Genomic DNA, 14,227 nt, shown 5'->3' on the forward strand with positions numbered 1-14,227 from the left:
TGCGGGGATTTGTCTCAGAACGGCGTATGTAAACAACAGCGCAGACCGATTTCACATTAACATCTTGTCATACAAAAGGACTACACTTGAGTTTCATATGTTGCGCTGCACCAATGACGGTTCCGCGGTTCTTTACAGAGTGGGGACACTAGGCCGTCTGGCGGAAGATGTACCGCTTTTGTTGACATCACAGCAGACGCAGCATATGTTCAAATTCTTGCTAATAGTAGTAAAGCGTTACACTGCCACGCTCCTTGTTTGAGGCAGCACCCGTTACGGGGGATTTTCAAATGTTTCGTTCAGACTCGACCGCACATAGCCACGTGGTCCGACGTTTTTCCCCTGACGGCGGTGGGCCTCCATCGCCCCCGGTTTTTGCGCAGCCGCGCAAGCTCAGCCTCTTCGAACGCACCGCGAAGCGGACCTTCGACATCGTTGGCGCGCTGGTCTTCTTCGCCATCTTCGGGCCCCTCTATCTGCTCGTCGCGCTGGGCGTTGCGGTGAGCATGGGGCGTCCGGTCCACTTCTGGCAAAACCGCCTCGGGGAACGCGGACAGCGCTTCCGTTTTTACAAATTCCGGTCGATGGTCAGGAATTCGGAGGACGTGCTGGACGAGTTCCTCAGCCGCAACGACATGGCCCGGACCGAATGGGACACCTTCCAGAAGCTGGAAAAGGACCCGCGGATTACACCGATCGGCCAGTTCATCCGCAAGCTGAGCCTCGACGAACTTCCCCAGTTCTGGAACGTTCTGAAGGGCGACATGAGCATCGTCGGCCCCCGCCCCTGCATGGAGCGCCAGCGCAGCCTCTACGGCAAGGACTGGGAGCACTACTGCGCCATGCGCCCTGGCATCACGGGTCTGTGGCAGGTCAGCGGACGGAATCGACTCTCCTATGCGCGCCGTGTCGAACTCGACGTCGAATACGTGAGCAACTGGTCGCTGTGGCTCGACTTCAAGATCCTGGTACGGACGGTTCGCGCCGTCACCACCGGGGAGGGTTCGCGGTGACACAGCCACAGATCCAGCCGGTCGTCCTTTGCGGCGGCAGCGGCACCCGACTTTGGCCACTGTCGCGCAAGACGCTTCCCAAGCAGTTCGTGCCGCTGGTCGGCAACAAGAGCCTGCTGCTGCTCACGCTCGAGCGTCTTCGGTTGCTCAATAGCGAAGTCACTTGCGTTGCGGCGGAAGAGCATCGCTTCCTGGTCCAGGAAGGCATCGATGCGGCCCACGTGACCGGCAAGCAGTTGCTCGAACCGGTGGCACGCAATACGGCCGCGGCGATGGCCGCCACCGCGCTGCTCGCGGACCCGGAACGCCTGCTGCTCTTCGCGCCGGCGGACCATCACATCCCCGATTCGGAGCGCTTCGTGGCCACCATCCTGAAGGGCGTGCCTGCGGCGCTCGCGGGCTACCTGGTGACCTTCGGCGTGGAGCCCAGCTTCCCAAGCACGGCCTACGGCTATATCCGGCAGGGCGCCCCACTCGAAGCCTCGCTCGGCGCGGAGGCAGGCCATGCGGTCGCTGCCTTCATCGAGAAGCCCGACGCTGCCCGTGCCGAACAGTTGCTGCTCGAAGGCGGCAATCTCTGGAACGCCGGGATCCTTCTCGTTCAGGCCAAGGTGCTGATCGCCGCGCTCCAGGAACACGCGAGCGACATCCTCGACGTGTGCAGGGTCGCCACCACCGAGGTCGATGTCGACGGCGACTTCCTTCGGATGGACGGCGCTGCTTTCGGACGTTGCCGCAGCCAGAGCATCGACTATGCGGTGCTCGAGAAATGCGACCGTGTCGCGGTCATTCCCTTCCAGGGCCGCTGGAGCGACGTGGGCAACTGGAATGCCGTCGCCGACCTTCACGACGCGGACGCCAATGGCAACCGCATCAGCGGCCACGGCTTCGCGATGAATGCCAGGAACACTTTCATCCATGCGCCCGGCAGGCCCGTGGTGGCGCTGGGCACCCAGAATCTCCTGGTGGTCGACACGCCTGATGCATTGCTGGTCGTCCACAACGAATTCGCCGAGCAGGTCAAGGATGTAGTCACCCTGCTGACCACGCACGGGCACAGCCAGGCCACGCGGCATCGGCGCATTCCGCGGCCATGGGGCGCCTACGACAGCATCGACGACGGCGATCGCTTCGCGGTCAAGCGCCTCACGGTCAAGCCGGGCGCGCGCCTGGCGCTGCGCATGCACCACCATCGCGCCGAACACTGGGTCGTCGTCAAGGGAACAGCGAGGGTGGTCTGTGATGACAAGGCGCAACTCGTCAAGGAAAATGAGTCGATCTACATCCCCGTGGGCGCGGTCTACAGGCTGGAGAATGCCGGCAAGACCACGCTCGAGGTGATCGAAGTGCAGACCGGCGGCTACCTCGGCGAAGACGACATCGTGCGTTTCGAGGATGTCGTCGCAAGCTCCGAGAGCGAGCGAAAGCTCGCTTAACTCTCATTTCGTCAACCTCAGGCCGACACGGTAAATCAATGAACGAGTTTCAGAAGCGAATTTTCGTGGCGGGCCACCGCGGCATGGTGGGAAGCGCGATCGTGCGGAGCCTGACAGAGAACGGCTACACCAACATCATCGCCAGGACCCACTCGGAGCTGGACCTGACCGATCAGGCCCAGGTGCGCGCCTTCTTCGCGGCGGAACGGCCGCAGGAAGTCTATGTCGCAGCAGCGAAAGTGGGCGGCATCCATGCCAACAACAGCTATCCGGCCGAATTCATCTATTCGAACCTGATGGTCGAGGCGAACCTGATCCACGAATCCTGGCGCACGGGCGTGAGCAAGCTGCTCTTCCTCGGATCGAGCTGCATCTATCCGCGCCTCGCACCGCAGCCGATGGCCGAGGACGCGCTGCTGACCGGCAAGCTCGAGCCAACCAACGAGCCCTATGCCGTCGCGAAGATCGCAGGCATCAAGCTCTGCGAGAGCTACAACCGGCAATACGGCTGCGACTTCCGCAGCGTGATGCCCACCAACCTCTACGGCCCGGGCGACAACTACCACCCCGAGAACAGCCACGTGCTGCCGGCGATGATCCGCCGCTTCCACGAGGCGAAGCTGAACGATGCCCCCTCGGTGGTCATCTGGGGCACGGGTTCGCCGAAGCGGGAGTTCCTCTACGTCGACGACATGGCGAGGGCCTGCGTGCACGTCATGGACCTCCCCCGCGAGACCTACGCCGCCCACACCGACGTCATGGCGAGCCACATCAACGTCGGCAGTGGTGAAGACCAGTCGATCGCCGAACTCGCACAGACAGTGAGCGACGTGGTGGGCTATCGCGGCGCGATCCACTACGACACCAGCAAGCCGGACGGCGCGCCCCGCAAGCTGCTCGACATCTCCTGCATTCGCGAACTCGGCTGGAAGCCGAGGGTTTCCCTCCGCGCAGGAATTGCGCTGGCGTACGAAGATTTCTGCAGCGAAGAACTCGTCGCTTGAGGGGCTTCCCTCCGTCGGGATTTCAAGCATGCACGCAGCCTCCATCTCCATCATTCCGCCCGGGACCGGCGGTGTGCGGGACTACGCGACCGCCATTGGCGGCCAGCTCGAGACACCGTTGCTTGAATTGACGCGCACGACCGACACCTCCTCGCTCTCGGGGGATTTCCTGCTTCTACATTTCAGTGGCTACGGCTTTCAGAAGCGCGGCGTGCCGATGTGGCTGGTGCGGAAGGTCCGCAGCCTGCGCACCCAGTTCAAGGCCGTAGGCATCGTGTTCCACGAGCTGTTCGCCCCGGCGGGTTCGCCGCTGGGATCGGCGTTCTGGCTCAACAGGTACCAGAAGCGCATCGCCAGGCAACTGCTCATGCTCTCCGATTTCTGGCTCACCAATCGCGAGGAGTCCGGCCGCTGGCTGCAGGACCAGAGCCAGGCAGCGCCGTATCGCGTGCTGCCGGTGTTCTCGACCGTCGGCGAGCCGCCTTCGATCAACGCGGACAGGGAACCGCGCCTGGTCGTCTTCGGCAGTTCCGCCGTGCGGGCCAATGTGTACAACTGGTCGGACGGCGAAATATTCCGCTGCGCGAAGCGAGCGGGCCTCGAGATCCACGACATTGGACCGACGATGCAGGACACCACGCTGGCGCAGCGCCTCGCGCAGGAAGGCGTCGTCACGCACGGCAAGCTCTCGGCGGAGGACGTCAGTCACGCCCTGTCCACCGCGGCGTACGGTGCCTTGTCCTATCCGCCGGACTATGTGTCGAAGAGCAGCGTGTTTTCCGCCTACAGTGCGCACGGCATCTGCCCGATATTGCTCTGGCAGGACTATGGGTCGCACGACGGCCTGACGGCCAACGTGCACTACGCGGCCGGATTCACCGCGTTGGATTCGTCGATCATCGATGCGCGCGCCGTCGGTCGCGCGGCACGCCAATGGTACGAACCGCATAGCGTGAGCGCCCATGTCTCGGCGCTCCGGGCGCTGATCACCGAAGCACGCAAGTGAACGACATCCGCTTTCTCTGGACCTCCCGCGAGCGGCCCGCCTTGGGGTCGAAGCGCTGGCTCGTGGTGTGGGCCAAGCGCGCGCTGAACTTCCGTGCGCTGCTCAGGATCCTGTGGCGGCGCCACAGCTTTCGCAGGCGGGGCGTCGAAGTCGGTGCCTTGTCCATTCTCGACCGCTTCGACCTGAAGGGGCCTGCCTCGAACCTGCGTGTCGGCGAGCACACCTTCATCTCGGGTTCGGCCGAAATCGTGGTGCTCGACACCGTCACCATCGGATCACGGGTGGTCATCAACGACCGGGTGACCCTCCTCACCGCAAGCCATCATGTGGGCGACCCGGGCTGGAGACTGTTCAAGAAGCCGATCCACATCGAGGACTACGCGTGGATCGCCGTCGGCGCAACGATCCTGCCCGGCGTGAGGATCGGCTATGGCGCGGTCGTGGGCGCGGGCGCGGTGGTCGCGAAGGATGTTCCCCCGCTGGCCGTGGCGACGGGCAATCCCGCAACCATCCGGCTGAACGCAAGACCGCCCGATCTCTGCTACGACCCTGTCTCGCTGCTGCCCGCCTACGAGGCGTGGACAGGCCACGACAAGTCGATTCCCGCAGGGACGACGCCGCCGCTTCACGGCGGCGCGGGCGCGGAGCCGAGACCATGAGATCCGTCCTCGTCACCCACCCCGGGCTCCAGCACTCGCACCAGCTCGCGCTGGCCCTTCACGAGCGGTCGCTGCTCCAGTCCTTCTGGTCTGGCGTGCCGGTGACGGCCAATGGCGAGGACCCACCCTGGTGGCTGCCCGCAAGATATCGCCAGAAGGTTCGCCACGTCGACATCCCCGAGACGCTGCGCCGTCATCCGGCGCGCTTCCAGTTCGCGCTGCGTGTGGTGGCTTCGTTGAGCCACAACCGGAACACCTCCGACACGACGCATCGCATCTTCCACTGGTTCGACGCCTGGGCCGCACGGCAGATCCTCCAGTTCAAGCCGAAGGTCGTCGTCGCCTACGAGAACGCGGCGTACCACACCTTCAAGGCTGCCAAGGCGGTCGGTGCGCGCTGCGTCCTGGACGCCGCCGCCTTCCATCACAAGGCGGCCGCCGACTTGATCGGTCAGGGCGCGACGCCCTACACCCCCGAGATCAACCGGCGGAAGGACGAGGAGGTGCAGATGGCCGACCTCATCCTCACCTGTTCGCCGCTGGCTGCCGAGAGCTATGTGTCCAACGGCGTCCCGCGCGACAAGCTTCGCCCGTTGCTGCTCGGCGCGGAGCCGCCAGCCCAGATCCCGAGCTGGCAGCCGCCGCAAGGCAGCCCGCGGTTTGTTTTCGCGGGCACGCTGTGCCACCGCAAATCGGTTGACCTGATCGTCGACGCATTCCGGCGCCTTCATGCGGACGGCCTGTCGTACGACCTGGAGTTCATGGGCGGCGTCGGCGACCAGAGCCTGCTGAGCGCGGTCGAGGCGACGCCCAATGCCCGACACACCGCCAATGCGCCCCAGAAGGAGCTCTACGCGGTGCTGGCCCAAGCCGACTGCCTGCTGCTGCCCTCGCGCTCTGACTCCTTCGGCATGGTCGTTGCCGAAGCCATGGCCTGCGGCACGCCGGCCATCGTGTCGACGCAGACCGGCGCCAAGGCGATGGTCGAGGACTACCCGGGCAGCGGCTGGATCGTCGAGCCCGACGCAAACGCGCTCTACGCCACCGTGCGCAAGCTCATCGAGAACCCTGACCTGCTGCAGGCCGCCCGGCCGGCCGCCATGCGCTCCGGCCAGGCTTTCTCGTGGACCAGCTACCGCTCCCGTGCGGGCCGTCTGCTGGAGGACTTCGTGCAATGAGCACAACCGCCGCGCATTTCCCGCAGACGTTCGCCCAGCGCACGTCGCTGAGCCGTGCCGGCTATGCGTTCATTGCGGTGTTCCTGATCGTCGTGCTGGAAGGCGCAGTCCGTAAATGGGTGACATCGGGGGCCACGCTGCCGCTCATCCTGCTGCGCGACCTGATCGCGATCTACGTGATCGCCCACGCGTGGAGCAGCGGCGCCCTGCGCAGGCAAAGGCGGGTCACGCTGGTGATGCTGGCGTGGTCGTGCCTGGTCGTCGCGTGGGGCTTGCTGCAACTCGTCGGCGGGGAGAGTTCTCCGACCGTGCTGCTCATCGGCCTGCGCTTCTGGCTGCTCTATATCTGGTTCGGCGTTGCCGCGGCGGCAGCGATGAACGAAGCGGACTACCGCGCCGCCGTCCTGGTGGCTGCCACCGTGCTGCTCCTCATGGCGCCGCTCTCGGTACTGCAACACTTCTCGCCTCCTGGCGCGCGCATCAATGCCCAGTTGGAAGGTGGCGACGAGGAAGGCATCTTCGTCGCGGTCGCCGGCGTGGTCCGCACGACAGGGACGTTCAGTTTCACGCTCGGCTATTCCACCTTCATCGCACTGACGGCGCCGCTCGTCTTTGCGCTCGTCGGCGCCAGGAAGCGGACCAAGCTGCAGTTCCTCTTCGTGACAGCGGTCCTGGGTTGCTTCGTGATCGCCAGCGTGGTCAGCGGATCGCGCGCCGCCGTCATCTACTCGGGCGTGATGCTGGCAGCCTACTTCGCCGGAAGGCTGTGGCTGGCCAAGGGCAAGGGCAAAGTCAGGGCAGCCATCGCCATCGTGTTCGGCATGATGCTGGTGGCTGTACTCCTCTATGCATTCAGCGGTGCCATCGAAGTCACGGGGCAGCGCTTCGAGCAGGCTTCGGAGGTCGAGGATTTCTGGGAGCGCATGCTCCACATCTTCATCGGCGAGCCCTATACCTACGAAAAGATCACGTGGCTCGGCTATGGACTGGGTCTGGGCTCGAACCTGGCCACCTATGTGCGCACCGGCGACTCCACCGTCTTCGCACTGGCCGAAGTCGAAGCCAGCCGGATCCTGCTGGAAGGCGGCCTGATCGGCTACGTGTTCACCGCGCTCAAGATCGTGGTCCTGGCCGTCGGGATCGGCAAAGCCGTGCGCCTCGCATACAGGCAACGCTCCGTCTACCCGATCCTGCTGTGGATGACCGTGGCCCTGGCCGTCCTCACCTGGCCGGCGGTGGGACAGATCTCCGCGCATGGCCTGCTGGGGCCGATGCTGGCGTTCGGGCTACTCGTCTTCAGATTCCCGAACATGGAATTCTTCCCTCCTCGAAGCGCGTCGTCGTGAGGCTCCTTCATCTGATCACGTCGGTCGACCCCCGAGGAGGCGGACCGATCGAGGGCGTGCTGAAAATCCACCAGGCGCTCGTCGCGCTGGGCCACACCAGCGAACTGCTGTCGCTGGACGGTCCGACGGAGCAGATCGTGCGCGACTGCCCTGCCCCGGTCCACGCGCTGGGCCCGTCGAGCGGCTATCACTACGACGCCAAGGTCGTCCCGTGGCTGCGCGAGCACGCGACCGGCTATGACGCCGTGATCGTCAACGGCCTCTGGCAATACACCGGGTTCGCGGCATGGCGAGCGCTGAGCGGGTCCGTCACGCCCTACTTCGTCTACACGCACGGCATGCTGGACCCGTGGTTCAAGCGCCGCTATCCGCTCAAGCACCTGAAGAAGTGGCTCTATTGGCCCTGGGGCGAGTACCGGGTGCTGCGCGATGCGGCCGCGGTGATCTTCACTTGCGAGGAAGAACGCGTGCTGGCGCGGCAATCCTTCTGGCTCTATCGCGCGCGGGAAGTGGTGGGCTCGTACGGCACGTCTTCGCCGCCTTCGAACGCACGGGAACTCGCGGCCAGCTTTCTTTCGGCATACCCTGAACTCAAGGACAAGCAGCTGCTGCTCTATCTCGGCCGCGTCCACGAGAAGAAAGGCGGCGATCTGCTTGTCGAGGCCTTCGCCCGCGTGCTGGCCGATGCCCCGGACCTGCGCCTCGTGATGGCCGGCCCCGGCGAGGAATCCCTCGTCCAGCAGCTGAAGCAGCGGGCCGAGCAGCTCGGCATCGCATCGCGCATCACCTGGACGGGCATGGTGTCCGGCGACATGAAGTGGGGCGCCTTCTATGCCGCCGACGCCTTCTGCCTGCCGTCGCACCAGGAAAACTTCGGCATCGCCGTCGTGGAAGCTCTCGCCTGCGGCAAGCCCGTGCTCATCAGCAACAAGGTGAACATCTGGCGCGAAATCGCGGAGGACGGCGCCGGCCTGGTCGGCGACGACACGCTCGAAGCGACCGTCGAGACGCTGCAACGCTGGCTGGCGCTGCCGCGGTCGGAAGTGGCCGCCATGCGCGTCGCGGCGTTGCGCTGCTTCCAGTTCCGTTTCCAGGTCGGGCAGGTCGCCGAAACGCTCGTCCAGATCATCGGCGACCACTCGCCCGGGGCGTCACGCTTCGGTCCGCTCCAGGACAGGCAAGCTGCCCCGAGCCAGCGCCGCAACGCAGTCTGAAGGTTTCATGAAGCTGCTCGTCTACGGAATCAACTTCGCGCCGGAACTCACCGGCATCGGCAAGTACACGGGCGAAATGGTCGCCTGGCTGGCGGCGCAGGGCCATGAGGTGCGCGTCGTCACCGCGCCGCCCTACTACCCCGACTGGGCCGTCTGGCCCGGCTACAGCGCCTCGCGGTACGCCACCGAGACATGGCACGGCGCCACGGTGATTCGCACGCCGCTGTGGGTGCCACGCAAGGTGACCGGCCTTCGCCGCCTCCTCCACCTGGCCAGCTTCGCGCTGACCAGCGTGCCCGCCCTGCTCGCGCAATGGAACTGGAAGCCCGACGTGGTGTGGGTGACCGAGCCGCCCCTGTTCTGCTCGCCGGCGGCGCTCGCGTTCGCGCGCCTGCGCTCGGCGAAGGCATGGCTGCACATCCAGGACTACGAGGTGGACGCCGCCTTCGAACTCGGCCTGCTCAAGGGCGCGCGCCTGCGCTCCTTCGTCGCGTCGATCGAGCGTGGCCTGATGAGACGCTTCGACCGCATCTCGACCATCTCGCTGCGCATGATGGAGCGCGCCAGCACCAAGGGCACCGAAGACGCGCGCCTGGTCTCCCTGCCCAACTGGGCCGACGTATCCGCCATCCAGCCGTTGCGCACCGACAGCCCCTACAGGGCCGAACTCGGCATCCCCTCCGACGCCGTGGTCGCGCTGTATTCCGGGAACATGGGCGCCAAGCAGGGCCTCGAGCTGCTGGCGGAGACCGCCGTCATGCTCCGCGACCAGCCGAAGCTCCAGTTCGTCTTCTGCGGCAACGGCGCCGGCCGCGCCGACCTGATGAAGCGCTGCGAAGGCCAGGCCAACGTGCGCTTTCTCGATCTCCAACCCGTCGAACGCCTGGGCGACCTGCTGGGCCTCGCGGACATCCACCTGCTCCCCCAGCGCGCCGACGCCGCCGACCTCGTGATGCCTTCGAAGCTCACCGGCATGCTCAGCAGCGGCCGCCCCGTCGTCGCCGGCGCACGCCCCGAAACCGAACTGGGCAAGGTCGCATCCCAATGCGGCATCGCGGTGGCGCCCGACGACGCCAAGCCTTTCGCCAACGCCGTCCTGACCCTCGCATCCCAACCCGAATTGCGCCGCGACCTCGGCATCCGCGCCCGCGCCTTCGCCGAAGATCGCTTCGACCGCAACGCAGTCCTCGCCCAATTCGAGCGCGATCTCCAGGACTGCATCACCCCCGAACCCCAAGCCCGCCAAAGCCAGGCCCCCTCCTGAAACACCAAGGCCCGGCAATGCCGGGCCAGATGGGATGAGGTGGGATGAACCGCGCCCCGGGCCGAATCCAGGAACACCGCGGAACCGGCTCCGCCGGGCCGCCGGTGTTGCCCCCGGTAGGGGGTAGGCGAAGCGACACGAAGTGCGCGAAGCCTGGGGGCGAGTCCAGGAACACCGCGGAACCGGCTCAGCCGGGCCGCCGGTGTTGCCCCCGGTAGGGGGTAGGCGAAGCGACACGAAGTGCGCGAAGCCTGGGGGCGAGCTACTGCTCTTCGGGAAGGATGCTCTCGTAGTTGTAGTTCGTGTACCGATAGCGACCGTACTTGTACGCCGCGTACTGGCGACGTCCGACGTTCATCGCATTGAGCAGCACCCCGGTCGCCGTCTTGCCGCCCATCACGAGCCGGCGCGTGCTTTCCTTCAGCTCGCCCATGGTCGACAGATCGGCGCGCGCCACCAGCAGCACCGTGCCCGCATGCATGGCAACCGTGCTGGTGTCGGCGGCGACCAGCACCGGCGGCGTGTCGATGACGACGAGGTCGTACTGCTCGGAGAGCTTCTCCAGCGTCGACTTGAACGAGTCGGACACCAGCAGTTCCGCGGGATTGGGAGGCAGCTGCCCCGTGGCCAGGAAGTCCAGGCTCGGCACCACCTGGCGGTGCACGGTCTGCTGCACGGTCAGGCTGCCGGCGATCAGTTCCGACAGGCCGCCATGGCGTTGCAGCCCGAAATACTGGTGCGTGTGGCCGCGCCGAAGGTCGGCATCGATCAGCAGCGTCTTCCGCCCCGCCGCAGCCATCAGCGCGGCGAAGTTGGCCGTCACGAAGCTCTTGCCGACGCCCGGCGTGGGGCCGGTGATCAGCACGCGATTGTTCGGCGCCTCCAGCATTGCGAACTGCATCGCGGTGCGCAGGCTCCGCAGGCTTTCCACCGCGGGGTCGTCCGGGTGCTCGATGGCCAGCAATCGGACGCCGGTGGCCCCGCTCAGTCGTCGCTTGGAAATCGCTTCCTGCGCCGCACTCAGTGGAATGGAGGAGAACACCGGCAGGCCGCTCTCGGCCTCGACTTCATGCGGGTCGCGGATGCTGCGCTCGACGAAAGCGTTGCGCAGGAAGGCGGCGATGACACCCAGGAACAGGCCCAGCGCCAAGGCCGCGGCCATGATGACCTTGCGGTTGGGCTTCACCGGGTACATCGGCATGATCGCCTCGTCCAGAATGCGGACGTTGCCGACCTTGCCTTCCTTCACCAGCCGCAATTGCAGGGCATTGTTGAGCAGCGACTGGTAGAGCTCCGTGTTCACCTTCACGTCGCGCTCCAGGCGCACCGCGTCCTGCTGCACGGTCGGCAGGTTCTTGATACGGCCCTGGATCTCGCCAATGTCCGTCTTCAGGGCGGCGATCTGTGAATCCAGCGTCTGGACGGTGGGGTGATTCGCCGTGAACCGGCTTTCGAGTTCACGCCGGCGTTGCTGGGCGTCCAGGAGCTTCGTCTGGCGATCGACCGCCTGGGTCAGGATCAGCGTGGCTTCCTCGCCGATGGTGACGGTGCCCTTCTGCACGCGGAAGCGGTTGTAGGCCTCTTCGGAAGCTTCCAGCTGGCGCTTGAACTGCGGCAACTGCACGTCCAGGAAGGACAGCGTCTTCTGCGCTTCGGCCGCCTTGCGCTCGATGTTCTGCTTGACGTATTGCTCGCCGACCGCGTTCAGCACGCGCGTGAGCTTGTAGGGATCGCTGTCCTGCAGCGACACGTTGATGATGCCCGACGACTTGCCCCGCTCGACGAGGCTGAGGCTGGTCTGCAGTCCGACGATGGTCGGCAGCTTGGCGGAGCGCACCAGGTTGAACTGGGCGCCCGGCTTGCCGTCGAGCACGGTCACCAGGAGTTCGAGGCTTTCCTTGCCCACGTTGGCCTTGAGCATCGTGCCCACAGTGCCGGTCAACGGTGCGGCCAGGCCCGGATTCGAGATCTGGTACTGACCACCGCCCTTGGCCGTCAGGATGAAGAGGGAGCCCTCCATGTTGAGCGGCACGTTGAATTCCGACACCGCGATCTGCTCCGTGCCCGACACATAGCCGTCGAGCCACAGGAAGCCCGGGTCCGACAGCGCGGTCGCGCGCCGCGCCATCCAGCCGCCGATGTAGGGAACGTAGCGTGGAACGGCTGCGACGTAGATCTTGGTCGCTTCCACCGCCTGGCCCGCGATCATGCGCGAGCGAAGGATTTCGATCTCGCCGCTTGCCGGCGTCTTGACGTCGAACAGCCCGCCCGCTTCGCTCAGGATGCCCTTGTTGCTGGTGTCCGGATCCTCCACCTGGATGACGAGGTTGCCCTCGTAGATCGGCCGCTCTAGCAGCGCGTAGGCCACGCCGATCCCGAACACCACCAGCGTGACCGCGGCGATCAGCCACTTGTGGGCCGTCAGGACTTCAAGGTAGTGCCCAAGGTTGAGATCCTCCTCGTCCGTCGTGCCGTGCGAACTGGGATTGACTTTTGGAGTGAGAGTGGAGGTCATCGGCTGGATACTCTTGATATGCGTTTGACCCATTCCTGGGCACCGTCTTCTATGAGCGAAAGGGACTGGGCAAATACATTTCGGCCGGCGCGATAGGGGTCGGGAACTTCGCTGTCACTGAACTCGCCGAGTCGAAACACCTTGCCGACGGCGAAGGGATAGCGCTCCTCGAGCCAGCGCCGCTGCTCGCGATCCATCACGAGGATCAGATCCGCCCGCTGGCACAGCTCATGGCTGATCTGGCGTGCGCGGTGCTCGGCGAGGCTGATGCCCCGCTCTTCCATCAGTTCGCAGGCGATCGGATCGGCCGGATGTCCCACGAGCGCCTCGAGCCCCGCGGAGCCGATCTGCGCATCCGGCAGGGCGGAGGCGAGCAGACCCTCGGCCATCGGGCTCCGGCAGATGTTTCCGAGGCACACCACGAGGACGTTCTGGATGGTCACGATCGATCTTCTACTGTCCGTTGATGGGCGAACCCAACTGGCGGTAGGTGATCGCGGTCGTGGCGGTCGGAAGAACGAGGTTCAGCACACGGTTCCACTGGACCAGCGGGACCGGATCGACATACACGACGTCCTTGGGCTTCAGCGCGAAACCATCCGCCATCGCGATGGCCGTCGGCGTGCGCGCGTCGAGGTGGAAGATCGACTGGCCCTTCGCCTCGTTGCGGATCACGTAGATCTGCAGCGGATTGGCGGTGGTCAGGTTGAGGCCGCCGACTTCGATCAGCGCGTCGTTCAGGCTCAGGCGGCCGCTGCGCAACTGGACGCCCATCTGCTGCGTCACCTCGCCCATCACGGTGACCTTGCTCTCGTCGCGGTTGCGCACGTAGATCATGTCGCCGTTCTTCAGCGGGATGCGGCTCGGATCGATGCCGGCGTCGGCCATGGCAATCATGTCGATGCGCGTGGTCTTGCCGTCGCGCGTGAGATTCACCGAGGTCCGATCGCCGGTGGGCGCAACGCCGCCAGCGCGATTGAGGGCCTCGGAGAGCGTCATTGGAATGTCCGTGAAGACCTGCAGGCCCGGCGTACGCACTTCGCCTTCCAGGTAGGCGCGCTTGCTCCGGAAGGCCTCGACGCGGACGCTGAGTTGCGGATTCTTGAAGACCTTCGCCAGTCGCTGGACGACGGCCTCCTCAAGCTCCTGGATGGTCATCCCGACCACGTTCAGCTTGCCCACGTAGGGGAAGCTCAGCTGCCCGGTGTTGGAAACGATGTAGCCGGGCGCCGGCGAAACGCTGGCGGGATCAGCCACCGTGGTCGCGGGCACCGAGCTGAACACCATCTCGGGATGATCGAAGACCACGATGCCAACGACGTCGCCGATGCCGATGCGGTAGGGCCCGGCCTGGCCCATCAACGCCATGACGTCGGGCCCGAGCTTGGTCTCGAGCGTCGCCGCACGCTGCGCCTGGATCAAGTCGGGCGTGATCTCGATCAGCGCGCCCGGGGGCGGCGGATCGGTATTGGCCGTCGAGAAGCCCGCGGGCGACACCGATTTCGAAGCATCGTTGCTTGCGGAGCGGAAGCCCGGTGCCAAGGGCGCGCAGCCCTGGACCAGAAGGCCCACGGCAACAAACAAAGCGGCAT

At 65.5% G+C, this 14,227-nt stretch carries 12 protein-coding genes; 9 read left to right on the forward strand and 3 right to left on the reverse strand.

Annotated elements, in window-relative coordinates; genetic code table 11:
- Positions 1-290 precede the first annotated feature (290 nt).
- The 9 genes from ACSFBL_RS11310 to ACSFBL_RS11350 are packed head-to-tail and all read left to right on the forward strand — an operon-like array spanning position 291 to position 10,120.
- Positions 291-1,013, forward strand: coding sequence for a sugar transferase (locus tag ACSFBL_RS11310; RefSeq protein ID WP_435515848.1), 723 nt, complete (start codon positions 291-293; stop codon positions 1,011-1,013).
- The gene (locus ACSFBL_RS11315; protein WP_435515849.1) at positions 1,010-2,449 is read left to right on the forward strand and encodes a mannose-1-phosphate guanylyltransferase/mannose-6-phosphate isomerase; all 1,440 of its coding nucleotides are present in this window, start codon (positions 1,010-1,012) and stop codon (positions 2,447-2,449) included. Before ACSFBL_RS11310 ends, ACSFBL_RS11315 begins: the two co-directional genes overlap by 4 nt.
- Before the next feature lie 38 nt (positions 2,450-2,487).
- Positions 2,488-3,453 (forward strand): GDP-L-fucose synthase, encoded by a 966-nt coding sequence (gene fcl / locus ACSFBL_RS11320; RefSeq protein ID WP_435515850.1) that lies wholly within the window; start codon positions 2,488-2,490, stop codon positions 3,451-3,453.
- Positions 3,454-3,481: 28 nt separating this feature from the next.
- A complete protein-coding gene (locus tag ACSFBL_RS11325) occupies positions 3,482-4,459 on the forward strand; it encodes a hypothetical protein (protein WP_435515851.1) in 978 nt (325 codons plus the stop codon).
- Positions 4,456-5,118 (forward strand): LbetaH domain-containing protein, encoded by a 663-nt coding sequence (locus tag ACSFBL_RS11330; RefSeq protein ID WP_435515852.1) that lies wholly within the window; start codon positions 4,456-4,458, stop codon positions 5,116-5,118. The genes ACSFBL_RS11325 and ACSFBL_RS11330 overlap by 4 nt, the downstream gene beginning before the upstream one ends.
- Positions 5,115-6,296, forward strand: coding sequence for a glycosyltransferase family 4 protein (locus ACSFBL_RS11335; RefSeq protein ID WP_435515853.1), 1,182 nt, complete (start codon positions 5,115-5,117; stop codon positions 6,294-6,296). The genes ACSFBL_RS11330 and ACSFBL_RS11335 overlap by 4 nt, the downstream gene beginning before the upstream one ends.
- On the forward strand, positions 6,293-7,642 hold the full coding sequence (locus ACSFBL_RS11340) for a hypothetical protein (protein ID WP_435515854.1): 1,350 nt from the start codon (positions 6,293-6,295) through the stop codon (positions 7,640-7,642). Before ACSFBL_RS11335 ends, ACSFBL_RS11340 begins: the two co-directional genes overlap by 4 nt.
- A complete protein-coding gene (locus ACSFBL_RS11345) occupies positions 7,639-8,856 on the forward strand; it encodes a glycosyltransferase (protein WP_435515855.1) in 1,218 nt (405 codons plus the stop codon). Before ACSFBL_RS11340 ends, ACSFBL_RS11345 begins: the two co-directional genes overlap by 4 nt.
- 7 nt (positions 8,857-8,863) lie before the next feature.
- Positions 8,864-10,120 (forward strand): glycosyltransferase WbuB, encoded by a 1,257-nt coding sequence (locus ACSFBL_RS11350; protein ID WP_435515856.1) that lies wholly within the window; start codon positions 8,864-8,866, stop codon positions 10,118-10,120.
- Positions 10,121-10,382: 262 nt separating this feature from the next.
- On the opposite strand, the gene ACSFBL_RS11355 is transcribed toward ACSFBL_RS11350, so the two are convergent.
- From ACSFBL_RS11355 to ACSFBL_RS11365, 3 genes are read right to left on the reverse strand one after another with little or no spacing between them, the layout of a single operon-like run.
- Positions 10,383-12,635, reverse strand: a complete 2,253-nt coding sequence (locus ACSFBL_RS11355; protein ID WP_435515857.1) for a polysaccharide biosynthesis tyrosine autokinase — start codon at positions 12,633-12,635, stop codon at positions 10,383-10,385.
- On the reverse strand, positions 12,632-13,072 hold the full coding sequence (locus ACSFBL_RS11360) for a low molecular weight protein-tyrosine-phosphatase (protein WP_435515940.1): 441 nt from the start codon (positions 13,070-13,072) through the stop codon (positions 12,632-12,634). Before ACSFBL_RS11360 ends, ACSFBL_RS11355 begins: the two co-directional genes overlap by 4 nt.
- 16 nt (positions 13,073-13,088) lie before the next feature.
- Positions 13,089-14,207 carry a polysaccharide biosynthesis/export family protein gene (locus ACSFBL_RS11365; RefSeq protein WP_435515858.1) on the reverse strand — a complete coding sequence of 373 codons (1,119 nt, stop codon included), beginning with the start codon at positions 14,205-14,207 and terminating at the stop codon, positions 13,089-13,091.
- Positions 14,208-14,227: the final 20 nt, after the last annotated feature.

This window comes from Variovorax glacialis (assembly GCF_051216375.1).
In the GTDB taxonomy this organism is placed as follows: Bacteria; Pseudomonadota; Gammaproteobacteria; order Burkholderiales; family Burkholderiaceae_C; genus Variovorax.

What these genes read in the sequence shown, in the direction of transcription:
- ACSFBL_RS11310 (WP_435515848.1), top strand. Translation starts at nt 291, where the DNA reads ATGTTTCGTTCAGACTCGACCGCACATAGCCACGTGGTCCGACGTTTT.
- fcl (WP_435515850.1), top strand. Translation starts at nt 2,488, where the DNA reads ATGAACGAGTTTCAGAAGCGAATTTTCGTGGCGGGCCACCGCGGCATG.
- ACSFBL_RS11325 (WP_435515851.1), top strand. Translation starts at nt 3,482, where the DNA reads ATGCACGCAGCCTCCATCTCCATCATTCCGCCCGGGACCGGCGGTGTG.
- ACSFBL_RS11335 (WP_435515853.1), top strand. Translation starts at nt 5,115, where the DNA reads ATGAGATCCGTCCTCGTCACCCACCCCGGGCTCCAGCACTCGCACCAG.
- ACSFBL_RS11340 (WP_435515854.1), top strand. Translation starts at nt 6,293, where the DNA reads ATGAGCACAACCGCCGCGCATTTCCCGCAGACGTTCGCCCAGCGCACG.
- ACSFBL_RS11350 (WP_435515856.1), top strand. Translation starts at nt 8,864, where the DNA reads ATGAAGCTGCTCGTCTACGGAATCAACTTCGCGCCGGAACTCACCGGC.
- ACSFBL_RS11355 (WP_435515857.1), bottom strand. Translation starts at nt 12,635, where the DNA reads ATGACCTCCACTCTCACTCCAAAAGTCAATCCCAGTTCGCACGGCACG.